Below are 23,869 nucleotides of genomic sequence, written 5' to 3'. Positions count from 1 at the left end.
GCACCTCACCGCCCTTGCGCGGCCGGCCCCGCGCGGGCCATCGTGCCGCGCCCGATTCGTCTCCTCCCCGCTTCGCTCCTTCCATGCCCATCGACCGTTTCTACGTGGTGCTGAACCCCACCGCCGGGCGCGGCGCCGCAGCCCGCATGCGCGCGGTGCTGGCGCGCGAGATGGCCGGCGTGGAGCACGTGGTGGCGGAAACGTCCGCGCGTGGCGAGGCGGCGGAACTGGCGGAAGCGGCGGCGCGCGGGGGCTGGCCCGCCGTGGTGGCCGTGGGCGGCGACGGCACGGTGCACGAGGTGGTCAACGGACTGATGCGAGCCGCGGGCCACGGGCCTCCCGCGGCACTGGGGATTCTGCCCGTGGGCAGCGGCAACGACTTCGCCCGGCTGGCCGGAGTGCCGACGGTCCCGGTTCAGGCGCTGCGGCGGATCGTCGCGGGTGCGTGGCGGCAGGTGGACGTGGGCAGCGTGAACGGGCGCTGGTTCAGCAACGGCGTGGGGATCGGGCTGGATGCGCGCGTGGCCATCGAGGTGGACCGGCGTCGTCGCTTCCGCGGCCTGGCGATGTACCTTCACGCGCTGTCGAACGTGCTTCGCGTCTACTCGCCGCCGCGGATGCGTGTGGAGATCGACGGGCAGGCGGCGGGGGACGGGCCGATGACGCTGGTCACCGTCGGGAACGGCGGGCGGCACGGGGGCGGGTTCTGGATCTGCCCCGACGCACGCATCGACGACGGCGTGCTGGACGTGTGCATGTGCGACGGACTGGGCACGCTGGGCATCCTGCGCTTTCTCCCCCAGGTGCTGCGCGGCACGCACACGGGCGCCTCGTGCGTGCGGATGCGCCAGGCCCGCCGCGTCCGCGTCACCAGTCCGGACCCGCTTCCCGTGCACGCCGACGGCGAGATCATCGCCGAAGACGCCCACGAGGTGAGCATCGAGATCCATCCCGGACGCCTGCGGGTGCTGGTTTGATTGTCGGGCCGGATCCATTCGCGTGAGTTCGTCGGACGCGTACGCCCGCATCTACGCCGCCGTGCGCAAGGTCCCGCGGGGGCGGGTGGCGACGTACGGGCAGATCGCCACGCTGGCCGGGCTGCCCGGCCGCGCGCGGCAGGTGGGATACGCGCTGCATGCGCTTCAGGACGGGCGCGTGCCGTGGCACCGCGTGGTGAATGCGCAGGGGGCGATCAGCGCGCGTGCGGACGAGCCGGGCGGAAGCCTGCTGCAGCGCATGCGGCTGGAGCAGGAAGGGGTGGAGTTCGACGCCCGCGGGCGCATTCCGCTGGACCGGTTCGGGTGGAAGGGCCGCCGGCCGATCTCGGGTTGACGCCTTTACAGGGCCGGGGTACGCGGATAGCTTTCGCACCGACATAGCACGAGGGGGCCTCACGGAAGCCGGTGAAAATCCGGCGCGGCCCCGCCACTGTAAGAGGCCCGGCGCATGCCGGTCCGGCCCGCTCACTCCGCCACTGGGCAGTTGCCCGGGAAGGCGAGCGGTGCTGCCTCGAGCCAGGAGACGCGGCCCTCTCGTTCCCGCAACGATGCACCCCTCGCGGGAGGGGCGCGGGGTACGAGTCTGCCGGCCGGAGCACCTGCGTTCCCCGCCTGCCGCCTTGCTGCCGCCCGTCCCTTCCGCAATCTGGAAGGAACGGGCGTTTTGATTCTGGACTCCGCGCGCAAGCTATGCCGCACTGCCGCCCCGGCCCTGATTGCCGCGCCGGTGCTCGTGCTGCCCGCGTGCGGCGGCGAGCGGCCGGCGGAGCCTCCCCCCGCGCCGTCCGTCCAGGCGATCTCCGCGGTCGACGACGCGGGCGACACCGTGCGACTCGCCGCCCCCGCGCGGCGAATCATCTCCCTGGCCCCGAGCGCCACGGAAACGCTCGTGGCCATCGGTGCGCGCGGGCAGCTGGCGGGGCGCACGGAGTACGATGTGGGGGTGGGCGTGGATGTGCTCCCCTCGGTGGGCGGCGCGCTGGACCCGAGCCTGGAAAAGCTGGTCGCGCTGCGCCCGGACCTGGTGGTCGGCTGGCACACCGCCGGGGCCAACCCCGTGCGCGATCGGCTGCGCGAGATAGGCATCCCCTTCTTCGCCGTGCGGACGACGGACACCACGGACGTGTTCCGCACGATCGGCCGCCTGGGCGTGCTGAGCGGACGGACGCGTGAGGCAGACTCGGCGTCCGCCGCGGTGCGTCGCGAGCTCGCCGAACTGCGCGCCTCCGTGGCGGGCCGGCCCGCGCGGTCCACCTTCATCGTGGTGGGCGACGAGCCGCTGATGACCGCAGGGCCGTGGACCGCCACCATCCAGCTGATGGAAGTGGCTGGCGGGCGCACGACCTTCCCCGACGCGAAGGGGCAGCCGCAGTACGTGTCGATGGAAGAGCTGGTGCGCCGCCAGCCCGAGGTGATCCTCCTCCCCGTAAGCGGCGACGGCGCGGCGCGCATCCGCGAGCTGTCCACCCGGCCCGGATGGCGTGAGCTGAACGCATTTCGCACCCGGCGCGTGCATGCCCTGCCCGTGGAACAGGTCTACCTCATGGGGCCGGGGATCGCCCAGACCGCGCGGCTGTTCCGCGACGCCATCCATCCGGAGCTGGCCAGCCGATGAAGCCGGCGCTGCGCCTGGCCCTGCTCGCCGCCCTCTGCGCCGGCGCCCTGCTGCTGAGCGTGCGGCTGGGGGCGGTGCGGCTGGGCGTGCGCGAGGTGCTGGACGCGCTGCGCGGGGCGGGCGACCCCACCACGGTGGCCATCGTCCAGCGGCTGCGGGTGCCGCGCTCCCTGCTCGCCGCCTTAGTGGGCGGCGCGTTGGCCGCCAGCGGCGCCGTTTTCCAGGCGCTGCTGCGGAACCCGCTTGCCGAGCCGTACGTCCTCGGCGTCTCCGGCGGCGCGGCGGTGGGCGCGGTCGCGGCGATCGTCTTCGGGGCCGGTGCGTCGAGCGCGGGGGTGGGGCTGGCGGCGTTCGCGGGGGCGGCGATCGCCATCGTGGTGGTGCTGCGGATGGCGGCTTCCGTCGGGCCCACGCTCGACACGCGCATCCTCCTGCTCTCCGGCGTCGTCGCGGGCGCGTTCTTCAACGCGTGCATCCTGCTGGTGCTGACCTTCGCGGACACGGAGAGCTTTCGCTCCGCGCTCTTCTGGATGATGGGCAGCTTCAGCGGCGCCACCTGGCGGGAGATCGTTCTCCTCGCCGGGCTGGCCGGACCGGCGCTGGCGGTGCTGTTCGCCCTGGCGCGGCCGCTGAACCTGCTGGCCGTGGGCGAGGAGACCGCGCAGTACCTGGGCGTGAGGACGGAGCGGGTGAAGCTGGCGGCGTATGGCACCGCGTCGCTGCTGACCGCATCCGCCGTGGCCGTCAGTGGCGTGATCGGGTTCGTGGGGCTGGTGATTCCGCACATCGTACGGATGACGTGGGGCGCGGACCACCGCTTCCTGATTCCCGCATCCGTCCTGCTGGGCGCCACCTTCCTGGTGCTGGCGGACTCGCTGGCCCGCACCGTCGCCGCGCCCACGGAGCTGCCCATCGGTGTGGTGACGGCGTTCGTGGGGGTGCCCTTCTTCCTGTGGATTTTGCGCAGGAGGGGCGCGTGAGCGGGTGGCGCTGCGACGGGGTGACGTTCGCCTACCCGGAATCCGCGCGTCCGGCGATCTCGGAGCTGTCGCTGCAGATCCCGGCCGGCGCATGCACCGCCGTCCTGGGGCCGAACGGGTCCGGCAAGTCCACGCTGCTTCGCCTGCTGCTGGGCACGCTGGCGCCCGCGGCGGGCCGGATCGAGCTGGATGACCGGCCCCTCGGCGCGTGGAGCCGGGACGAGCTGGCGCGGCAGGTGGGCGTGGTGCCGCAGGGCGAGGAGGCGGTGTTCCCCATGACCGTCCGCGAGATGGTGACGATGGGGCGCTACCCGCACCTGGGCCCCTGGCGCCGCGCCGGGGACGCCGACCGCCGCGCCGTGGATGATGCAATGCGGCGCTGCGACGTGCACACGATGGCGGCTCGCGACATCGGCACGCTTTCCGGCGGGGAGCGGCAGCGGGCCAGGGTGGCGCGCGCGCTGGCGCAGCAGGCGCCCACGCTGGCGCTGGACGAGCCCACGGCCGCGCTGGACGTGGCCCACGAGATGGCCATCTTCGAGCTGCTGCGCGACCTGGGGCACGCCGGCAAAACGGTGCTGCTGATCACCCACAACCTGAACCTTGCCGCCCGCTACGCCGACCGCCTGGTGCTGCTGGACGGCGGGCGCCTGGCCGCCGAGGGCACCCCCGCGCAGGTGCTGACCAGGGAAACCGTCGAGCGCGTCTACGGCTGGCCGGTGGAAATCGTTCCGCATCCCGGGCCGGGTCCGGACGCGGGCGCGCCGCAGGTGGTGCCGCTGTCGGGCGAGCAGTGCGGGCGGATGGAGCGGGGCCATGCGGCGTAGCCTGCTCGCGCTTCTCCTGTCGATCGCACTCCCCGCCTCCCTCGCGGCCCAGCGCCCGGGCGAGGTGGCCGGCCGCGTGGCCGAGGCGGGCACGGACGCGCCGCTGGAGATGGCCGCCGTCGAACTCCCGGAGCTGGGGATCCGCGTGTGGACGGACGGCGCCGGCCGGTTCGCCATCCGCGGCGTGGAAGAGGGCGCCCATCGCGTTCGCGTCAGCCGGGCGGGCTACGCGGGATGGAGCACGCAGGTGCGGGTGAGGAACGGCGAGGCGGCGTGGCTTTCCATCCCCCTCGCGCGGGACGTGCTGGTGCTCGACACGGTGAGCGCCGTGACGACCGTCCCCGATCCGCAGCGCGACGGAACGGTGGTTACGCGTGCCGCCATCGAAGCGTCGGGCGCGCGGACGGCGGCGGACGTGGTGGCGCGCGCCCCCGGCGTGACGGTGCGCGAAAGCGGGCCGACCGGTTCGCGCACGGTGAGCATCCGCGGCAGCGGAGCCGACGCCGTGCTGGTGCTGGTGGACGGCGCACCGCTGAACGACCCCGTCTCCGGCGAGGCGGACCTGAGCGCCGTTCCCGCCAGCGCCATCGAGCGTGTGACCGTGCTGCCGGGTGCCCACTCCGCCCGCTACGGCGCGCGCGCCGGCGCCGGGGTGGTGCTGATCGAAACGCGGGCCGGCGAGGTGCCGCCCGCCGCGGAAGTTTCCGGCGGCACCCTGGGCGAGCGGGCCGCGCGCGGCGAGTGGGGGGCGCCGCTCGGACGGGCCGCGATCCAGGCGGGTGCGCACACGCGGGCGGTGGATGGACGGTTCGCCTACGAGCGTGACCCCAGCGATCCCACGCGCGTCCATCGTACCAACGCCGACGAGTTCGAAGCCGGGGCCTTCGCCGCGCTGGCCGGGCACCTGGCGGGCGGGGAGCTGCGGGTACGCGGGGGATGGGAAACGCTGGAGCGCGGGCTTCCCGGCACCGGCCACACGCCCTCGCCGGATGCGCGGCAGTGGATGGAGCGCGGACGCGCGTCGCTGGCGTGGCGGCGCGGCCCGGCCTCGGCGCTGGTCTCCGGCGCCGTGCAGCGGGCGCGCTACGCGGACCCCGCGCCCCCGTTCGGCTTGGCGTACGACGACACCACGCGGGTGCGGATGGTGAACGCGCGCGCCGAGTCGTCGACCGGGTTCCGCCGCGGGCGGCTGGGGCTGGGCGTGGACGCGCTGGCCCAGCACGTGGAGGCCGCGCTCTCGGAGCAGGCGCCGCGCACCCAGTACGGCGGCGGCGTCTTCGCCCATGCGTCCGACGAGGCGCGCGTGCTGCGGCGCACGTTCGCGCTCTCGGCCGAGGCGCGCGTGGATCGCGACGGGGTGAGCGGAAACTGGTACGCCAGCCGGGCGCTGACGGTGCGGATGGACGGGCCGGTGCGCGTGCAGCTGGCCAACCGCAGCGCGTACAGCCCGCCGTCGCTGGGAGACCAGTTCTTTCGTGGCGGCGTGGGGATCGTCCCCAACCCCGGCCTGCGCCCGGAGCGCATCCCCAACGAGTGGGAGATCGGCGCCTCCACCGCGGCCACGCTGGGCAGCGTGTCCCTTTCCGCGTACGCCACGGCCTACGACAGCGACGTGCGCGGGATGATCGTGTGGATGCGCCGCTTCAACGATCGCTGGAGCCCCGGAAACGTCGACGCGCACCGCCGCGGCCTGGACCTTCGCGCGGATGCCGTGCTGCCGGGGAATGGACTGCGGGTGAACGCGTCGTACTCCCTGGCGCGCATCACCTACGACCGCCCTGGCAGGGACGACGACGGCGTGCAGGTGGTGTATCGCCCCCGCCACTCCGGCTGGGCGGGGGCGGAATGGGGTGCGGGGGCGTGGCGGGCGGAAGCGCGCGCCCGCTACACCGGCGCGCGAAACCCCACGCCCACCGAGGCCAACGTCATTCCCGGCTTCTGGGCCACGCAGCTGCGCGTGGCTCGCGACTGGCGGATGGGAGTGTGGGCGCTTTCCACCGCGCTGGACGTGGATCGCGCGCTGGACGAAAAAGGGCACCTGATCGCGGGATACCCCGAGCCCGGACGCCGGGCTCGCCTGGACGTGCGCATCCAGCGCACGCAGCTACCTTCACGAAATCGACCGAGATGATGACAACTCGTTTGATCCGCCGCCTGGCGGGGATGGCCGCGCTGGCCGCCCTCTCGCTTTCGGCCGCGTGCGAACGCAACCCTGCCCTGTCCGCCGGCGACCACCTGGCGGCGGTGGTGGTGAACAGCGTCGACAACACGCTCAGCATCGTGCCCCTGGAAGAAGGCGGGACTGCACGCACGGTGGGCCTGGCGCAGGCTGCCAGCAGCCCGGTGGACCTGGCGGTGCGCGGCAACGTCGCGGTGGTGCCGCTGGGCGTCTACCCCTTTGCCGCCGTGGTTGACCTGGCCGCGGGCGTGGTGTCGTACCGCGTGTCGCTGCCGGCCAACTCGGGGGCCACGGGCGTGGCGTTCGTCAACGATTCCGTGGCGCTGGTCGCCAACCCCGGCCGCAACACCGTGTCGCCGGTGAACGTCCGCCGCGGGCAGGCGGGCGCCGAGATCGCGGTGGGCGTGTATCCGCAGGCCATCGTGGCGGGCAACGGGGCGACGTTCGTCATCAACAGCAACCTGGTGAACTTCGCGCCCGCGGGGCCGGGCTCGGTGACGGTGCTCAACCCGGCGCTGGGCGTGCAGAAGACCATTCCGCTCAGCGGCGTGAACCCGGCGGCGGGCGCCGTGTTGGGCGACCGGCTGTACGTGCTCCACTCCGGCAACTTCGGCCAGGCGAACGGTTCGCTTTCCGTGGTGAACCTGCAGACGCTGGCCGAAGAGTCGCACCACACGGGGTTCGGTGTCTTTCCCACGTCATTGGAGGCGTTGGGCAACCCCAGCGTGCTGTACGTCGGCGGGTTCGGCTACGGCATCGCCGCGTGGAACCCGGCGACGCGCCAGTTCCTGGTTCCCCCGGCGACCGCGCTGAAGCCGAACGGCATCGCGGACGTGGGCGACATGACCGTCGACGACGAGGGGCAGCTGTTCTTCACCGCGCCGGGCAACTGCACGCAGCCGGGGAACCTGTACCTGGTGGGCTCGTCGGGCGCCATCGCGGGGCAGGCCACGGTAGGCGTCTGTCCCCTGGGCGTGGAACTCGCGCGCATTAAGAGCTGAGATCTTCCGCGATGGGGATCTGGAACGGGAAACACCCTCTCCCACGGCTGCGTGGGAGAGGGTGTTTCGTCGATGTCAGGCCGACCCCACGCGATCAGGCGTTCGCGGGCCGGTCCTGCTGCTCGTCCTCACCATGGGTGCGGGCCCAGACGCGCAGGCTGGCGACGGTGCCCTGCAGGTCGTCGCGCTCCTCGTCGGACAGGCGGCGCTCGTCGGCGTAGCGGGTGAGGACGTCGGGGGTAATGTCCTCGACGCCGTCGCTTTCCACCTGGCCGGGGAGCCAGCCCGCCAGCCCTCGCAGCATCACCTCCTCCTCCCGCTGCGTCCACGGGCGCGACCGGTCGGACCCGTTCAGGTATGCGTCCATTGCGGCATCGAACCTCATCGTCGTCTCCTCCCGTCTCGCGATGCTGGCGGACTGCGCACGTCCGCGTCCATCGGCCCCTCACCGCAGGACGTGCGCCGGGCTGGTGACGGGTAGCGCAAGTGTTTCGGAGAGAATAATTTGCATGGTTCGTTCAACGTTCGACGCAGCGTCACGGATCGTACCAAGGGAACTGTACTCCGCACCGCCTCCGACCGTCGCTTGGCGCCGGAGCGCGATTGAATTCTCCCTTTCCCCTGCGAAGCGGGGGAGAGGGCCGGGGAGAGGGGGCTGCCGAGGCATGCACCGGCATCAGATCGAAGCGCACCCAAGCCCCGCTGGCCATGGTGATTCCGCAGGCGTGGAGTGTTCATGCGCGCTGTGTGGCGGATCCCTCAGTCGCTGCAGTCGGTGGTGTGAGGGATGGTTCGCCGGGGCCGCTCCATCGGGATGACAGGTGGGCTTCGGCTGGTGATGCGTGCGTGCAGTTGAAGCCCCGAGCGGGACGGGACCGCGGCCCGAGGCGGGTTTTCGGCTTTCCGGTGGGTTCATCCGCTCAGGCGCGCCGAGGCTTCGGCTCAGCAGGGGCGCCCCGCTCGTTGACGAAACCGGCAGCCACACCCTTGACGCCACAGGCGTTACCCTTTATCCTGGCCTAAGCACGATTTTAACATCGCTTAAAAGTCGCTTTCGAATGCTGCGGGAATACAGGATGCGGATGGGGTGGATGCGCGGGATCGCGGCGGTACTGCTGGCGGCGGGCGTGGCGGCGGGATGTGCGCCGCCGGAGCCGCCGGACACGGAGGGCCGGCTGACCGTGGTGACCACGGTGGGGATGATCGCCGACGTGGCCAGGAACGTCGGCGGCGACCGGGTGCGCGTCGTCGGGCTGATGGGGCCGGGCGTGGACCCGCACCTGTACAAGGCCAGCGAAGGCGACGTCCGCCGGCTGTACCGCGCCGACGTGGTGTTCTACGGCGGGCTGCACCTGGAAGCGCGCATGGCCGAGGTGCTCGAGGAGATGGGCGAGCGCACCCGCGTGGTGGCGGTTACCGACAGCATCCCGCGCGATTCGCTGCTCCGCACCCCCGGGTACGCCACGTACGACCCGCACGTGTGGTTCGACGTTCGCCTGTGGGCCATGACCGTGGGGCTGATCGCCCGGACCCTGGGCGAGGCGGACCCCGCGCACGCGGCGGAGTACCGCGCGAACGCCGAGCGCTACCGCCGCGAGCTGGCGCAGCTGGACGCCTACGTCCACCAGCAGGCCCAGCGCGTCCCAGCCGAGCGGCGGGTGCTGATCACCGCGCACGACGCCTTCAGCTACTTCGGGCGGCGGTACGGGTTCGAGGTGCGCGGGCTGCAGGGCATCAGCACCGCCGCCGAGGCGGGGACGGCCGACGTGCACGCGCTGGCGGGATTCATCGCCCAGCGCCGCATTCCGGCCGTCTTCGTGGAAACGTCCATCGCGCCGCGGACCATCGAGGCCGTGCGCGAAGCCGTGCAGGCGCAGGGCTTCGACGTGCAGATCGGGGGCTCGCTGTACTCCGACGCGCTGGGCAACGAGGGCACCCCCGCCGGCACCTACGCCGGAATGGTGCGCAGCAACATCGACACCCTGGTGCGCGCGCTGCTGCGCGAGCCCTGAATATTTCTTGATGCGAGGGATCATGAACGACCAGGCGCCCGCCATCGAGGTCAACGACCTCACCGTGGCGTACCGAGACAAGCCCGTGCTGTGGGACATCGACGTGCAGGTGCCCCGCGGCGTGCTGATGGCCATCGTGGGCCCCAACGGCGCGGGCAAGTCCACGCTCATCAAGGCCATGCTGGGCCTGGTGCGCGCGGCGGCGGGACAGGTTCTGGTGCACGGCAGGCCGTACGCCGAGCAGCGCAAGCTGGTGGCCTACGTTCCGCAGCGCGGCAGCGTGGACTGGGACTTTCCCACCAGCGTGCTCGACGTGGTGATGATGGGGTGCTACGGCTCGCTCGGCTGGCTGCGGCGGCCGGGAAAGAAGGAGCGCGACGCCGCCATGGCCGCCCTGGGCCAGGTGGGGATGCAGGACTTCGCCGAGCGGCAGATTTCGCAGCTTTCCGGTGGCCAGCAGCAGCGCGTGTTCCTGGCGCGTGCCCTGGTGCAGAACGCCGGGCTGTACCTGATGGACGAGCCGTTCCAGGGGGTCGACGCCAAGACCGAGCGCGCCATCGTCACCGTCCTGCAGCAGCTGCGCGCCGCGGGGAAGACCGTAGTCGTCGTGCATCACGACCTGGAAACCGTGCCCGAGTACTTCGACTGGGTGCTGCTGCTGAACGTGCGCCGCATCGGCATGGGGCCGGTGGACGAGGTGTTCACGGAAGAGAACCTGCGGCTGACGTACGGCGGGCGCGTTCCCTTCCTGCAGCGCCGGAACGGCCACCTGGAGGGCACAAAGCCCGTGGACGACGTGCGCCGGCCCGACGCCTCCATGGCCGCGGACTGAAGCCATGGACTTCTTTTCCGACTACACGCTGCGCATCGTCGCCCTGGGCGCGGCGGCGCTGGGGATGACGAGCGGCGCGCTGGGCTCGTACGCCGTGCTCCGCAAGCAGAGCCTGCTGGGCGACGCCATCAGCCACGCCGCGCTGCCGGGGATCGCCCTGGCCTTTTTGCTCACCGGCAGCAAGGCGCCGCTCGTCCTGGTCCTTGGCGCGGCGGTGGCGGGATGGGTGGGGACGCTGGTGGTGATGAAGATCGTCAACGCCACGCGGGTGAAGGAGGACAGCGCGCTGGGGATCGTCCTCGCCGTGTTCTTCGGCGCGGGCCTGGTGCTGCTGACGGTCATCCAGAAGCGCCCCGACGCCAGCCAGGCGGGGCTGGACCGCTTCCTCTTCGGCCAGGCGGCCACCCTGCTGTGGCGCGACGTGGTGATGATCGCCACGCTGGGCGGGCTGGCCCTGGGCGTGGCCGCGCTCTTCTGGAAGGAGTTCAAGCTGCTGGCCTTCGATCCCGACTACGGCGCCAGCCTGGGGTTGCCCATGCGCGGGCTGGACGTGCTGCTGACCTCCGTACTCGTGGTCTCCATCGTCATCGGCCTGCAGACCGTGGGCGTGGTGCTGATGAGCGCGATGGTGGTGGCGCCCGCCTCGGCCGCGCGGCAGTGGACGGACCGCATGGGAACCATGGTCCTGCTCGCTGGCGGAATCGGCGCGCTGGCGGGCGTCTCGGGCGCGGTGATCAGCAGCATGAGCCAGCACGTGCCCACGGGGCCGACGATCGTCCTGTGCCTGACGGTGCTGGTGCTGTTCTCGATGGCGCTCGCGCCCAACCGCGGCCTGGTGTGGGCTGCCGTGCGCCAGGCGCGCAACCGCCGCACACTTCACATGCACGCCGTTCTCGCGGACCTGAACGAGTTGGCCGTGCAGCACGGCGGCGCGCACCACGGGCACGCGACGGCGGTGCTGGAAGCAGCGCACCCCGGCGCGCGCCACGAGCTGGAGGAGCTGGAGCAGCGCGGCTGGGCGACGCGGGCGGGCGACGACTGGTCCATCACCGCCGCCGGCCAGGCCGAGGCGCTCCGCGGCGGCCCGGGCACCCGGGGCCGGGGCGACGACGAGGAGGACGCGCGATGATGGTGCCTGAACAGGAAATCCAGTGGATCGCCGCGGTCACGGCGGCGGCGTGCGCGCTTCCCGGCGTGTTCCTGGTGCTGCGCCGGATGGCGCTGATGAGCGACGCCATCAGCCACGCCATCCTGCTGGGCATCGTCATCGGCTTCTTCATCACCGAGAACATCGCCTCGCCGCTGCTCGTCGGGGCGGCGGCGCTCACGGGCGTGCTGACGGTGTCGCTGGTGGAGGTGATCAACCGCACGCACCTGGTGCGCGAAGACGCGGCGATCGGCCTCGTCTTTCCCGCGCTGTTCAGCATCGGGGTGATCCTGATTTCGCGCTTCGCCGGCAGTGTGCACCTGGACGTGGATGCGGTGCTGCTGGGCGAGCTGGCCTTCGCGCCCTTCAATCGGCTAGTGGTGAACGGAGTGGACGTGGGCCCGCGCATCCTGTGGCTGATGAGTGCCATCCTGCTGCTGAACGCGGCCTTCATCGCGGCGTTCTACAAGGAGCTGAAGCTCACCACGTTCGATGCGGCGCTGGCGGGCGCGCTGGGCTTTGCGCCCGGCCTGGTGCACTACGCGTTCATGACGCTGGTGTCCGTTACCGCCGTCGGCGCGTTCGACGCGGTGGGGAGCATTTTGGTGGTGGCGCTGATGATCGCCCCGCCCGCCGCCGCGTACCTGCTCACGGACCGGCTTCCGCGGATGATCGGGCTGAGCGTGGCGATCGCGGTGGCGAGCTCGCTTTCGGGATACTGGATGTCGTACCTGTTCGACGTCTCGATCGCAGGATCGATGGCCACGATGACGGGCGTAGCGTTCGGGCTGGTGTTCCTGCTGGCGCCGGAGCGCGGGCTGCTGGCGCTGGCGCGGCGGCGCGCGCGGCAGCGGTGGGAGTTCGCGCAGACCATGCTGGCCATCCACCTGATGAACCACGAGGATTCGCCCGACGCGGCCGAGGAGAACCGCGAGTCGCACCTTCACGCGCACCTGCGCTGGGAGCAGGACTTCGCCCGCCGCGTGATCCGCCGCGCGGAGGGAACGGGCTGGCTCTCGCGCGCCGACGACGATGCGCTGCAGCTGACGGAGCGCGGGCGGGCCGCGGCGCGCGAGGCGGTCGGGGCGTGAGGTCGGGCCAGATCAGGAGGGGCGGGCCACCGCCTCCCTGAGCGGGTGAACCCGCCGCTGGGAAAGCGGAAAGCCCCGACTCGGGCCGCTGCCGCGTCCCGTTCGGGGCTTCACCTGCACGTTCACCAAAACGGCCGACGAGTGCCCATGTCAGGCCAAGGGCAACCTGCCCGTACACCACACTCGGCAGCGACTGAGGGATCCGCCACACACTCCGGGCGCGCCGCACGATTGTCGCAACACGAGAACCGGCCAGTCCGCGAAGGCGGACTTCGTGTGGTTGTTGCAGCGAATTCATTCGCCCGACACAGCCGGGACGTGCTACGGGTTGGCGCGGTGCGCTTGCGCCTCTGGATGACAACGTTTGGCGGTCTCGTCAGGTTAGGTGGCTTAACCTGTATCAGGACGGCGGGTGCCATGCGTCCGCTGGTCCGGGGCGCCTCGCGGAGTGTGTGGCGGATCCCTCGGTCGCTGCGCGTGACGGCGTGCGGGCGGGCTCGGCGTGGCCGCTCCGTCGGGATGACAGATGCGCTTCGGCAGGTACGGCGTCCACGGCCTCAGAACAGCGAGATCTGGTCGCCGATGGCCTTGGGGTCCACCGGGGTCTGGCCCAGGAGAGACTGCAGCTCGCGGGCGTTGGCGGGGCTGTGGCCGGCGAAGTGGTTGTTGAAGTATCCGAACACGCTGACACCCCGGCCGGCGATGGTCTTCAGCACCTCGGCCCAGGAGCGGATTTCGCCGGAACGGTCGAACTGCAGGTGCGAGTAGTCCACGATGTCGCGGTTGGGGCCCATCCACCGGATGTAGTGGAAGTCCGCCGTGGGCGCGGCGGCCAGCTCCGTCATCGTTTCACGCGGAATCCACTTGCCGTCGCTGAGCGCCAGCGCCGCCCCGTGCGACTCCAGCAGCGACAGCAGCCGTGGGAGCACGGCGTCCGACATCCACCGGCTCTGGCGCACCTCCACCGCGAACCGCACGTCGCGCGGCAGCCGCCCGACGAACCGCTCCAGCGCCGCGAACTCGTCGGGCCCGAAGTCCGGTCCCATCTGCACCAGCACCGGCCCCAGCTTGGGCCCCAGCTCGCGCGCCCGGTCCAGGAACTCGTCGGTGACCGCGTCGGCGTCGCGCAGCCGGCGCTCGTGCGTCACCTCCTGCGGCATCTTCAGCGCGAACAGGAACCCGTCCGGCGTGCGCTGCGCCCATCCGCGGACCGACTTGGCCGGCGGGATGGCGTAAAAGGTGGAATCGACCTCCACCGTGCCGAACGCCTGGGCGTAGGTGCGCAGGAACTCGACGGGCTTGGTGCCCTCGGGATAGAACGGCCCCACCCACGCCGTGTAGTTCCAGCCCTGCGTGCCGATTCGAATGCTCACGGGCGAGCCACGGAAGCGAAGGGAAAGTCACCAGAGTGATGGAAGCAGCCATCAAGGGATCAGTAGCGGGCGATCGGCTCGCGGGCAAGTGCCGTGAAACTCGCGCGCGGCATCCTCCGTACGGCTGATCCGTGACCATTGGAGCGCCGATATCAAGCAAGGGAGTGTGTCAGATGAGCGACAAGAGCAGCTTCGAAACGTTCCTCAAGTGGGCCGTCGTGGTGATCGTGGCGATCGCGGCCCTGAAGGTGGTGATGGCCGTCCTCGGCATCGCCTGGGTCCTGGGCGCGTTCCTCCTGTTCCGGGTTCTGCCCCTGGTGCTGGTGGTGTGGGGTATCGTCAAGCTGGTGCAGTGGCTCAAGAGCGACCGCGGCTCGCCCGCCGGCACCTCGACCTACTGACCCAACACTGATCGGCGCCGATCGCCCCCGCGGAATCCTTCCGCGGGGGCTTCGGTGTGTCTGTGGATCGGGCGCCCCAGGCGGGGCACCGCTGCCTCGCACGCGGCCATGCGGACCCTCCGGCCACCTCTCGCAAGTTCCCACGCCAGAACCACTTTCGCGCACGTCCACGCTCCTCGGCAACTGGGAACGGGGGTTGCCCCCCGGACGCCGCGTCGGCACGCAGGTGTGCCCCGCATCGGCTCTCCCAGGAGGTCCCCCGGATGAAGGTCATCGCCCCTCGCCCGCTGCGCGACGACGGCACCCCCGCACCGCTCTTCATCGCGACCGACACGGTGAACATCCGCAGCGGCCCCAACCCCGGCGACAGGAAGGTGGCGGGCAGCCCGCTGCCCACCGGCACCGTCGTGCATGCCTTGGCCGAGCAGGACGGCTGGACGCGCCTGATCGTGCCCGGCACCCTGCGCGGCATCACGGGCGTCACGGGATGGGTGAACTCCATCTTCCTGCGGCCCGCCCCGCAGCTCGTCTCCACCACCCACGCGGCGCAGCTCACTCACTGAGGCTTGGACCGCCGACTGATCAGGGCGCCCTCGATCGGAGGGCGCCCTGATGGTTTCGGACGCAGAAATCCATCTCCCATTCCGCCACCGCGAGTCCAATTCGATCCGAGTGAGCCACAGGTGCGACGGGTTTTTGTCAACGTCTTGACGGCGTTCCACCCGTCCATTTCTTTAGGCGTGGCCGCGCGGCAGGCGCACGGCGACGTCCCCTGGCTCCGGGTGGAAAGATGGCTCCAAATACCGCGTCCTCAGATACGCTTTCCGCCGCCGCCAGCCCCGAGCAGGTGCTGCACGAGAGGTTCGGGCTGCCGGAGTTTCGTCCCGGGCAGCGGCGGGTGATCGACGCCCTGCTGGAACGGGGGGGCGCGCTGGCGGTCTTTCCCACCGGCGGGGGAAAGTCGCTGTGCTACCAGCTTCCCGCGCTGCTGCTGCCCGGCGTGACGGTGGTCGTGTCGCCGCTGATCGCGCTGATGAAGGACCAGATCGACTACCTGCGCGGCCGGGGGATCGAGGCGGCGCGGCTGGACAGCTCCCTCACGCGCGACGAGGCCGCGTCGGTGGAGCGGGGGCTCAGGAACGGCACGCTGAAGCTCCTGTACGTGGCCCCCGAGCGCTTCAACAACGAGCGCTTCCTGGACCAGCTGGGCCGCGCGCGCATCTCGCTGTTCGCCGTGGACGAGGCGCACTGCATCTCGCAGTGGGGCCACAACTTTCGCCCCGACTACCTGAAGCTGGCCGAGACGGCGCGCGCCATCGGCGTGGAGCGCGTGCTGGCGCTCACCGCCACGGCCACGCCCGCGGTGGTGGACGACATCTGCACCACCTTCGGCATCGACCGCGACGCGGCCGTGGTCACCGGCTTCCATCGCCCCAACCTGTTCCTTTCCACCGTTCCCACCGAGGCCGCGCGGCGCGACGACGTGCTGGTGGACCGTGTGCGCGGGCGGGCGCCGGGGGCGGGGATCGTCTACGTGACGCTGCAAAAGACGGCGGAGCGGGTCGCCAAGGTGCTGGCGGACGCGGGCGTCCCAGCCATGGCCTACCACGCGGGGATGGAGGCGGAGGACCGCACGCGGGTGCAGGAGTGGTGGAAGGGGTCCGACCGCGCGGTCGTGGTGGCGACCATCGCCTTCGGGATGGGGATCGACAAGGCCGACGTGCGCTACGTGTACCACTACAACCTGCCCAAGGGGATCGAAAGCTATAGCCAGGAAATCGGCCGGGCGGGGCGCGACGGGCTGCCCTCGACGGTGGAGATGCTGGGGAGCCGCGAGGACGTGTCGACGCTGGAGAACTTTGCCTTCGGCGACACGCCCGACCGCGAGTCGCTGCGCGGGCTGCTGGCCGACGTGGCGGCGGCGGAGGGCACGTTCGACGTGGCGCCGCGCGCGCTGAGCCTGAAGCACGACATCCGCGAGCTGGTGCAGCGCACGGCGCTCACCTACCTGGAGCTGCTGGGCGTGCTTCGCCAGGGCACGCCGTTCTACGCCGGCTACAAGATGAAGCCGCTGGTGCCCGTTCCCGAAATCGTGGGGCGCTTCTCGGGCGAGCGAGCGCAGTTCGTGGAGGGGATCTTCAAGCGCGCCAGGTTCGGCCGCAGCTGGTACACGCTGGACCTGGAGGGCGCCGAGCCCGACCAGCGCAGCCGCATCGTGCGCGCGGTGGACTGGCTGGGCGAGCAGGGGCTGGCCGAGGTGACGGCGAGCGATCTGCGGCTTCGCTTCCACAAGCTGGTGGCGCGCCCCGACGTAGACGCGTTGGCCGACGCGCTGCTGGAGCGCTTCGTGGCGCGCGAGCAGTCGGAGGTGGAGCGGATCGCGCTGATGGGGCAGCTGGTGGAGCGCGACGGGTGCCAGACCAACTTCGTGCTGGAGTACTTCGGCGAGGGCGGCCACGCGCCGTGCGGCCACTGCACCTGGTGTCAGACGGGGCGCGCGTCCGTCTTTCCCCCGCTCCCCGCAGCGCCGCCCATCGAGCGGATGGTGGACGTGGCGGAGTTCCGCGCCCTGTGCGCCGCGCAGCCGGAGGCACTGGCCACGCCGCGGCGCCGCGCGCGGTTCCTGTGCGGGCTCACCAGCCCCGCCATCGGCGCGGCGCGCCTGGGCCGCAACCGCCTGTTCGGCGCGCTGGAAGAGCGTCGCTTTCCCGAAGTGCTGGCCTGGTGCGAATCCCACTTGTGAGGCCGAGCGCGGCCTGAGCGGTCAGCGAAAACGTGGGATGGTGCACTCCTTGCCCGCTCCGCGGCGGGGATCCCAAGGAGAACGCGAACGCGAGGGCGGCGGATGGCCGAGGACAAGACACCCACACCCATGGCGCGCGGCCCCGTGCCCGCCGACGCCGTGGCGCGGCACTCCTCGGGCCCGATGGGCCAGGTGAGGCCCGAGCACCTGTATCGCGCCGTGCTGCTGGGCTTTCTGCTGGCGCTGCTGTACCGCTACTTCGACCCGCTCACCCGCGTGTTCCTGATGGTGTACGCGGCCGCCATCATCGCCATCGGCCTAAACGGGCTGCGGGCGCTGATCCCCGTGCAGCGCAAGTGGATGGCGGCGGGCGTGGGCGTGGTGGTCATCGGCGGGCTGGTGGCGCTGCTGGCGTGGGGAACGCCGCTGCTGGTGGGGCAGGTGAAGGACCTCGCTTCGCAGGGCCCCGCCATGGAGCAGCAGATCACCCAATGGGAGGAGTGGCTGCACACCCAGATGGGGATGCAGGTGAACATCCCCAGCCCTTCGCAGCTGTTCTCGGGCGGCGGGGGCGGAGGTGAGGGCGGCGCCGCGAAGGTGATGGGGCAGGCGGCGAGCCTGCTGGAGATCCTCTTCGTGCCGCTGGTGCTGTTCTTTGGCGCCCTCTTCGCGCTCGCCAGCCCCAACGACCACCTGCTGACGCCCATGATGCGGGCGTTTCCCGAGGGGCTGCGCCTGGCCTGGTACCGCATCTTTCAGCTGCTGGGCGAGCGGATCATGGGCTGGCTGAAGGGCGTGGGGACGGCGATGGTGGGCGTGGGCGCGCTGAGCGTGGTGGCGTTCTACCTGATCGGCGTGCCCAACGCGCTGCTGCTGGGGCTGTTAAACGGGCTGCTGGAGTTCATTCCCCTCGCCGGCCCGTGGATCGGGGGGCTTTCGGCCACCATGGTGGCGTTCCTGGTGGATCCGACCAAGGGGATGTGGACCGCCATCGCGGCGCTGGCCATCCAGCAGATCGAGGCCAACATCATCACGCCCTGGGCCATGTCGCACAACGCCGAGATCCACCCGTTCGTCACCCTGTTCGCCCTGGTGCTGTTCGGCAGCCTCTTCGGCTTTCTGGGCGTGCTGCTGGCGCTGCCGCTAGTGCTGCTGGTGTGGACGATGGTGCAGGTGCTGTGGGTGGAGCGCGCCATCGACACCGATCGCGAGCGCATTCAGCCCGTGGTTCCCGAGTAGCGCGCGGACGGCACTCCGACGGTCGATCCGCGCGCCGCGTCGTTCACCTGAGCGAGACGATCCCATGACCGAGCCCCGCCCCCTGGCCGCCGGCACCACGCTGCGCATCATCCGCATGGCGTTCCTGGGCGGCGTCGTTCTCTTTGGAGCGGTGGTCACTTTCCTGGTAGGGCCGCGACGGGCCCCGCGCCCCCGAACGGGCGGCTACCATGCAGGTGATGAACATCATCTTCATCGTCGCCGCCGCGGCGGGAATCCTGTGGATGCAGCGCAAGCACGCGTCCGAACAGGATCCCGCCGCACGCAAGTCGCTGAACATCGCGGCGTGGGCGTTCGGGGAGGCCACGGCTCTCTGTGGCGCCGTGCACTACCTGCTGGTGGGCAGCCCCATCCCGTACCTGGTGGGGCTGGGGATGATGCTGGCCGCCTTTGCCCTGGTGCCCATCCGCGACTGATCCGATGCCGGATCCCACCGCGCGCTTCTCCGACCGCGTCGCCGACTACGTACGCTATCGCCCGGGGTACCCGGACGAGGTGATCCGCGTGCTTCGCGACGAGACGGGGCTGGCGCCGGTGCACGTGGTGGCGGACGTGGGATCGGGAACGGGGATCTCGTCCAGGATCTTCCTGGACCACGGCAACCCGGTCATCGCCGTGGAGCCCAACCCCGACATGCGCGCCCCCGCCGAGGCGCTGCTGGGCGGCGATCCGCGCTTCCGCAGCGTCGCGGGAACGGCGGAAGCGTCCACCCTCGCCGACGCCTCGGTGGACTATGCCGTGGCGGGCCAGGCATTCCACTGGTTCGATGGCCCCCGCGCGCGCGACGAGTTCCGGCGCATCGTGCGGCCGGGCGGCTGGGCGGTGCTGCTGTGGAACGCGCGGCGGACGGACACCTCGCCGTTCCTGCGCGCGTACGAGGCGCTGCTGCACGAGCACGGGACGGACTACACGTCGGTGAACCACGAGAACATCGGCGACGACACGCTGCGGGCGTTCTTTGGCGGCTCGTACACGCTGCGCACGGCGTACAACGAGCAGGTGTTCGACTATCCAGGGCTGACGGGACGGCTGCTCTCGTCGTCGTACGCGCCCAACGAGGGCCATCCCGGCCACGCGCCGATGATGCGCACGCTGGAGCGGATCTTCGGCGAGCACCAGGCGGACGGCCGCGTGGTCTTCGAATACGACACGAAGATCTACTTCGCCCCGGTGCATCCAGGGTGAGAGGACCGCCCCTCCCCCGGCCCCTCCCCGCACGGTACGGCTGTGCGGAGAGGGGGGTTCGACGGGGACTGGTGCATGCCGTGGCCGCCCCCCTCTCCCGGCCTCTCCCCCATAAACCCCATGGGGGAGAGGAGAATTCGACTGCGCCGAGGCTGGCCCCGCGCACTCGACTGGCTCCCTTCCCCCGCAGCTGTTTGCGGGGGAAGGGTTGGGGATGGGGGGCGCCGGCCGGAGCACCGGGCCCTGCCTCGTCGCACCAAATCCCGAAGTGTACCCCCTCGCCCACGCTGTTTGTGGGAGAGGGTGGCACGCGTGTCAGCGCGGCCGGGTGAGGGCCCCACGGCAGCCGAGGCCTCGGTTACAGTGACCGCTTCCGCGCCCAACCGTTTACGTGCCCCAGGCTAGATCCTTCGGCCCGCGACGCCTGTGCTATGGGTTGAGTGGTGCGCTTGGGCCTTCAGGATGACAGGCTTTGGTGTGGGCTGCGGGATGGGATTCGGGCGGCGGCCAAAAAAAGGCGAAGAGTCGCCCGCCTACGACTGGCGGACGGCTCTCCTGACGTTCCCGGCAGAAGCGCTACGCGGCGAGCGCCTGCTTGATCTCTTCGAACGGGGGGAGCAGGCTGGGGTTGGTGCTGTGCCAGGCGTAGCGGATGGCGCCGTCGCTGCCGATCACGAACGCGGCGCGGTCCGAGGCGTTGCGCAGGCCCGGTCCCAGCGGCTTTTCGCGCAGCACGCCGAACGCCGTCGACGCCTCGCGGTTGAAGTCCGAGGCGAACAGGTAGTCGGCCCCCACTTCCTGCTTGAACCGCTGCAGCACGAACGGCGAATCCACGCTCGTGGCGATCACCCGCGCGTTCAGCCCCGTGTAGGTGCCGATGTCGTCGCGCATGGTGCACAGCTCCTCGGTGCAGGTGCTGGTGAACGCCAGCGGAAAGAACAGCAGCACCACCGGTCCCTGCTTCCACTCGTCGGCCAGCTGCACCGGCTTCATGTCGGTGGAAACGAGCGTCACATCCGGCGCGGCATCGCCCTGCTGAAGCCCCATCGATCGGTCCCTCTGAAGTGAGTGGTTCAGGAATCCTCTTCGGCCGCCGCCAGGCGCAGCGTGCCGAGCGCCTGGCGCACCAGTTCGCGCTCGGCCTCCTGCTCGCCCGCGGGGGCAACGTACGTCGCGAACATCATCACGCCGGGCGCGGAGGCTACGGCCACCATCCAGAAGGTCACGTCGCCTTCATCCTCGTCCTCGGCCTCGTACTCGCAGACGGCCAGCTCCGCGCCTCCCTCCAGGGGCAGGTCGTCGACGTCGTCCTCCTCCAGCTCCACGCCGCGGTCTTCGAGGAAGGCGTACAGCTCTTCGGCCGGGTCGGGAAAGTCGTCCTCGGCATCGAACGAAATCAGGTGCAGCGTGCCGATCCCCTCGTCCTCGCGCCACACTTCCAGGCCGCCCTGCTCCTCGTCCGGCGCCGCCGACCACCCCGCCGGCGGCACCATGCTGAACCGGCCGTCGGGGTCCTGCACCCGCTCCATCTCGCTCATCCGCGTTTCTCCCGCTGAGGATGGGGGGCGCAAGATGCCACACGCCCGAACGCCCGGCAAGCGGTCCGCATGGACCGCCGCCGGGCGCTCGCCCCTCACCACCACCACACCCGTCACGCCGCCGGACGAACCCTCGCCTCGCCCGAACGCTGGATGTTCGCCGCCGGCCCCGCGCGATCCTCCGCAGCAGGCTCCCGCGCCAGGAGCCGGAGCGCCGGGTGGACGGCCGTGGCCGGCGAGGCGCCGAACTGCGCCTGCACGCGGCCGATGTCCTCCAGCGGCACCGAGGTGGCCATGAAGCGGCGCAGCTTGTCGAGGAACTCCTGCTCGATGCGCTCGGCGACCGAGCGCGCATATTCAGTCCGTTGATCGTCCATCGGAGTGCCCGTGGGTCGTAAGTCGGCGTCATCCTGCACGGACCAAGGATCGCCCTTCCACGCCTCCGCGGCATGGGTACTTTGCACTATCTTTCGTTCAGGCGATTGACGTCCGGATTCACACGGTCAGATTCAGTGCCCAGCAGGAAGTCCGGAGTCGGGCGACAGGGGAGGATACGATGGAGAAGCACGCCGGCATCGGTGAGGGATCAATGGTGATGATCGACCCACAGGTATGCGGAGGCATGCCGGTCGTCCGCGGCACGCGCATCGCCGTGCACACGCTTGCCGACCTGGCCGGACAGGGCGCACCCCACGAGGAGCTGCTGGAAGACTATCCCTCGCTCACGGCGGAAAGCCTTTCGGCCGCGCTCGAGTACGCCCGCGCAAACCCGCGACGTAATCAGCCGGCTCCGACCCCGTGGGTCGGTGGAACAGTGGTGAGCACCCGCTCGCTGGAGCACGGGTGATCCGCCATTCTCTCCGGACGTCGAGTTGAAGGACTTCGCCGCGCTCTACGCCGAGCTCGACGAGACCACGAAGACGGGCGAGAAGGTGGATGCGCTCGCCCGCTACTTCGCGGCCGCGGACCCGTCCGACGCCGCGTGGGCCGTGCACTTCCTGAGCGGAAGGCGGCCCAAGCGGCTCGTCGGCGCGCGCAAGCTGGCCGCGTGGGCCATGGAGGCGGCGGACGTCCCCGAGTGGCTGTTCGCCGAGTGCTACGACTCCGTCGGCGACCTGGCCGAAACCATCTCCCTCCTTCTTCCGCCATCGGGCGCATCCACCGACCTGCCGCTGCGGCACTGGGTGGAGGAGCGCCTGCTTCCCCTGCGCGGCGAGGACGAGGCGGGGCAGCGCCGCGAGATCCAGCAGGCCTGGGCAGAGCTGGACGGGCCGCAGGCGTACGTGTGGAACAAGCTGATCACCGGCAGCTTTCGGGTGGGCGTGTCGCAGAGCCTCGTCGTCCGCGCACTGGCCCGCGTGTCGGGGGTGGACGAGGCGGCCGTCGCGCACCGGATGATGGGCGCGTGGGACCCCAATCCCGAGTTCTACGCGCGGCTGCTGGAGATGGACACGCGCGACACCGACCTCAGCCGCCCGTACCCGTTCTTCCTGGCGTACGCGCTGGAGGGGGAGCTGGAGTCGCTGGGCGATGCGCGCGACTGGCAGGCCGAGTGGAAGTGGGACGGCATCCGCTCGCAGGTGATCCGGCGCGGCGGCTCCACCTTCATCTGGTCGCGCGGCGAAGAGCTGATCACCGAGCGCTTTCCCGAGCTGGCGCACGCGGCCGCCCTGCTCCCCGACGGCACCGTGCTGGATGGCGAGATCATGCCCTGGCGCGAAGGGCCGCTCCCCTTCGCGCAGCTGCAGCGGCGCATCGGGCGCAAGGTGCTGGGGCCCAGGATTCTGGCCGAGGTGCCCGTGGTCCTGCTCGCGTACGACCTGCTGGAGGTGGATGGGGTGGACGTCCGCGAGCAGCCCCACTCCTGGCGCCGCGCGCGGCTGGAGGAGCTGGTGCGGGCCACGCCTTCCGCCGGGCGCATCCTCCTTTCGCCCGTGGTGGCCGCGGCCGACTGGGACGGCGTGCTGCAGGCCCATCGCGACGCCCGCGCCCGATCCGCCGAGGGGCTGATGCTCAAGCGGGCTGACGCGCCGTACGGGGTGGGGCGGCGGAAGGGCGCGTGGTGGAAGTGGAAGGTGGAGCCGTTCACGGTGGACGCCGTGCTGATCTACGCGCAGCGGGGACACGGCCGCCGCGCGTCGCTGTACACCGACTACACCTTCGGCGTGTGGAAGGAGGGCGAGCTGGTGCCCTTCGCCAAGGCGTACTCGGGGCTGACGGACGCGGAGATCCGCAAGGTGGATTCGTTCGTCCGCCGCAACATGACGCAGAAGTTCGGGCCGGTGCGGACGGTGAAGCCGGAGCTGGTGTTCGAGCTGGCGTTCGAAGGCATCCAGCGCTCGCCCCGCCACAAGAGCGGCGTGGCAGTCCGCTTTCCCCGCATGCTCCGCTGGCGCACGGACAAGAAGCCGGAGGACGCTGACTCGCTGGACACGATCTTCTCCCTCCTGGAATTGGCGGCGGCCCAGGCGTCGCGCGACTGACGGGCCCCGTCGGTCGTGACCTGGGAAGCCGATGCGGCCGCGCGGTGTCATCCCGATGGACAGACCGTGTCAAAACCATCGAAGCGGCCCCCCCGCGGCCCCATCCCAAGCCCGTGTGGCGTGCAGGTCGTCATGGGGACGGCTAAGCCGCTCAGGAAGCCTGTGAGGGTGCCCCGCCAGCCGTGT

At 71.1% G+C, this 23,869-nt stretch carries 24 protein-coding genes and 1 riboswitch; of the genes, 19 read left to right on the top strand and 5 right to left on the bottom strand.

Features of this window, described 5'->3' with window-relative positions; translation table 11 throughout:
• Nucleotides 1-83: 83 nt before the first annotated feature.
• The 7 genes from VGB24_RS09450 to VGB24_RS09420 all read left to right on the top strand — a co-directional run bounded on the left by VGB24_RS09450 (nt 84) and on the right by VGB24_RS09420 (nt 7,600).
• Nucleotides 84-977, top strand: a complete 894-nt coding sequence (locus VGB24_RS09450) for a diacylglycerol kinase family protein (protein WP_331072701.1) — start codon at nt 84-86, stop codon at nt 975-977.
• A 22-nt stretch (nt 978-999) separates the two neighbouring features.
• A complete protein-coding gene (locus VGB24_RS09445; RefSeq protein ID WP_331072700.1) occupies nt 1,000-1,332 on the top strand; it encodes an MGMT family protein in 333 nt (110 codons plus the stop codon).
• 63 nt (nt 1,333-1,395) lie between these two features.
• Nucleotides 1,396-1,523, top strand: a riboswitch (cobalamin riboswitch).
• Nucleotides 1,524-1,662: 139 nt separating this feature from the next.
• Nucleotides 1,663-2,613 (top strand): helical backbone metal receptor, encoded by a 951-nt coding sequence (locus VGB24_RS09440; protein WP_331072699.1) that lies wholly within the window; start codon nt 1,663-1,665, stop codon nt 2,611-2,613.
• Nucleotides 2,610-3,593, top strand: a complete 984-nt coding sequence (locus tag VGB24_RS09435) for an iron ABC transporter permease (RefSeq protein ID WP_331072698.1) — start codon at nt 2,610-2,612, stop codon at nt 3,591-3,593. Before VGB24_RS09440 ends, VGB24_RS09435 begins: the two co-directional genes overlap by 4 nt.
• Nucleotides 3,590-4,420: an ABC transporter ATP-binding protein gene (locus VGB24_RS09430; protein ID WP_331072697.1), complete on the top strand. Its 831-nt coding sequence runs from the start codon at nt 3,590-3,592 to the stop codon at nt 4,418-4,420. The genes VGB24_RS09435 and VGB24_RS09430 overlap by 4 nt, the downstream gene beginning before the upstream one ends.
• The gene (locus VGB24_RS09425) at nt 4,410-6,551 is read left to right on the top strand and encodes a TonB-dependent receptor (protein ID WP_331072696.1); all 2,142 of its coding nucleotides are present in this window, start codon (nt 4,410-4,412) and stop codon (nt 6,549-6,551) included. The genes VGB24_RS09430 and VGB24_RS09425 overlap by 11 nt, the downstream gene beginning before the upstream one ends.
• Complete coding sequence (locus tag VGB24_RS09420; RefSeq protein WP_331072695.1) at nt 6,548-7,600, top strand: hypothetical protein; 1,053 nt, start codon at nt 6,548-6,550, stop codon at nt 7,598-7,600. The genes VGB24_RS09425 and VGB24_RS09420 overlap by 4 nt, the downstream gene beginning before the upstream one ends.
• 94 nt (nt 7,601-7,694) lie before the next feature.
• Here the strand turns inward: VGB24_RS09420 and VGB24_RS09415 are convergent, their stop codons facing one another.
• Entirely contained in the window at nt 7,695-7,985 is a 291-nt protein-coding gene (locus VGB24_RS09415) for a hypothetical protein (protein ID WP_331072694.1), read from the bottom strand.
• 697 nt (nt 7,986-8,682) lie between these two features.
• On the opposite strand from VGB24_RS09415, the gene VGB24_RS09410 reads away from it, so the two are divergent.
• From VGB24_RS09410 to VGB24_RS09395, 4 genes are read left to right on the top strand one after another with little or no spacing between them, the layout of a single operon-like run.
• A complete protein-coding gene (locus tag VGB24_RS09410) occupies nt 8,683-9,612 on the top strand; it encodes a metal ABC transporter solute-binding protein, Zn/Mn family (protein WP_349263911.1) in 930 nt (309 codons plus the stop codon).
• 22 nt (nt 9,613-9,634) lie between these two features.
• Nucleotides 9,635-10,444 (top strand): metal ABC transporter ATP-binding protein, encoded by an 810-nt coding sequence (locus VGB24_RS09405; protein WP_331072692.1) that lies wholly within the window; start codon nt 9,635-9,637, stop codon nt 10,442-10,444.
• Nucleotides 10,445-10,448: 4 nt separating this feature from the next.
• The gene (locus tag VGB24_RS09400; protein WP_331072691.1) at nt 10,449-11,573 is read left to right on the top strand and encodes a metal ABC transporter permease; all 1,125 of its coding nucleotides are present in this window, start codon (nt 10,449-10,451) and stop codon (nt 11,571-11,573) included.
• The gene (locus tag VGB24_RS09395; protein ID WP_349263910.1) at nt 11,573-12,682 is read left to right on the top strand and encodes a metal ABC transporter permease; all 1,110 of its coding nucleotides are present in this window, start codon (nt 11,573-11,575) and stop codon (nt 12,680-12,682) included. Before VGB24_RS09400 ends, VGB24_RS09395 begins: the two co-directional genes overlap by 1 nt.
• 557 nt (nt 12,683-13,239) lie before the next feature.
• Here the strand turns inward: VGB24_RS09395 and VGB24_RS09390 are convergent.
• Nucleotides 13,240-14,055, bottom strand: coding sequence for a DUF72 domain-containing protein (locus VGB24_RS09390; protein WP_331072689.1), 816 nt, complete (start codon nt 14,053-14,055; stop codon nt 13,240-13,242).
• 173 nt (nt 14,056-14,228) lie between these two features.
• Between VGB24_RS09390 and VGB24_RS09385 the strand changes: the two genes are divergently transcribed.
• From VGB24_RS09385 to VGB24_RS09360, 6 genes are all read left to right on the top strand, one after another.
• Nucleotides 14,229-14,456, top strand: a complete 228-nt coding sequence (locus tag VGB24_RS09385; RefSeq protein WP_331022273.1) for a hypothetical protein — start codon at nt 14,229-14,231, stop codon at nt 14,454-14,456.
• A gap of 263 nt (nt 14,457-14,719) precedes the next feature.
• Nucleotides 14,720-15,019, top strand: a complete 300-nt coding sequence (locus VGB24_RS09380; RefSeq protein ID WP_331072688.1) for an SH3 domain-containing protein — start codon at nt 14,720-14,722, stop codon at nt 15,017-15,019.
• Between the two features lie 227 nt (nt 15,020-15,246).
• On the top strand, nt 15,247-17,199 hold the full coding sequence (locus tag VGB24_RS09375) for an ATP-dependent DNA helicase RecQ (RefSeq protein WP_331072687.1): 1,953 nt from the start codon (nt 15,247-15,249) through the stop codon (nt 17,197-17,199).
• A gap of 102 nt (nt 17,200-17,301) precedes the next feature.
• Nucleotides 17,302-18,438, top strand: a complete 1,137-nt coding sequence (locus VGB24_RS09370) for an AI-2E family transporter (RefSeq protein WP_331072686.1) — start codon at nt 17,302-17,304, stop codon at nt 18,436-18,438.
• 209 nt (nt 18,439-18,647) lie between these two features.
• Nucleotides 18,648-18,893, top strand: coding sequence for a hypothetical protein (locus VGB24_RS09365; protein ID WP_331072685.1), 246 nt, complete (start codon nt 18,648-18,650; stop codon nt 18,891-18,893).
• A gap of 4 nt (nt 18,894-18,897) precedes the next feature.
• Nucleotides 18,898-19,662: a class I SAM-dependent methyltransferase gene (locus VGB24_RS09360; protein WP_331072684.1), complete on the top strand. Its 765-nt coding sequence runs from the start codon at nt 18,898-18,900 to the stop codon at nt 19,660-19,662.
• Between the two features lie 576 nt (nt 19,663-20,238).
• Here the strand turns inward: VGB24_RS09360 and VGB24_RS09355 are convergent.
• The 3 genes from VGB24_RS09355 to VGB24_RS09345 all read right to left on the bottom strand — a co-directional run bounded on the left by VGB24_RS09355 (nt 20,239) and on the right by VGB24_RS09345 (nt 21,577).
• Nucleotides 20,239-20,709, bottom strand: a complete 471-nt coding sequence (locus VGB24_RS09355) for a peroxiredoxin (RefSeq protein WP_331072683.1) — start codon at nt 20,707-20,709, stop codon at nt 20,239-20,241.
• A 26-nt stretch (nt 20,710-20,735) separates the two neighbouring features.
• Nucleotides 20,736-21,200: a hypothetical protein gene (locus VGB24_RS09350; RefSeq protein WP_331072682.1), complete on the bottom strand. Its 465-nt coding sequence runs from the start codon at nt 21,198-21,200 to the stop codon at nt 20,736-20,738.
• Nucleotides 21,201-21,313: 113 nt separating this feature from the next.
• Nucleotides 21,314-21,577 (bottom strand): hypothetical protein, encoded by a 264-nt coding sequence (locus VGB24_RS09345; RefSeq protein ID WP_331072681.1) that lies wholly within the window; start codon nt 21,575-21,577, stop codon nt 21,314-21,316.
• Nucleotides 21,578-21,756: 179 nt separating this feature from the next.
• Between VGB24_RS09345 and VGB24_RS09340 the strand changes: the two genes are divergently transcribed.
• Together VGB24_RS09340 and VGB24_RS09335 are read left to right on the top strand one after the other, a co-directional pair.
• A complete protein-coding gene (locus VGB24_RS09340; RefSeq protein ID WP_331072680.1) occupies nt 21,757-22,047 on the top strand; it encodes a DUF433 domain-containing protein in 291 nt (96 codons plus the stop codon).
• Nucleotides 22,048-22,072: 25 nt separating this feature from the next.
• Nucleotides 22,073-23,683 (top strand): ATP-dependent DNA ligase, encoded by a 1,611-nt coding sequence (locus VGB24_RS09335; protein ID WP_331072679.1) that lies wholly within the window; start codon nt 22,073-22,075, stop codon nt 23,681-23,683.
• The last annotated feature ends 186 nt before the right edge of the window (nt 23,684-23,869 follow it).

Source organism: Longimicrobium sp. (genome assembly GCF_036399935.1).
In the GTDB taxonomy this organism is placed as follows: Bacteria; Gemmatimonadota; Gemmatimonadetes; order Longimicrobiales; family Longimicrobiaceae; genus Longimicrobium.
This window is presented reverse-complemented; position numbering and strand designations above follow the sequence as displayed.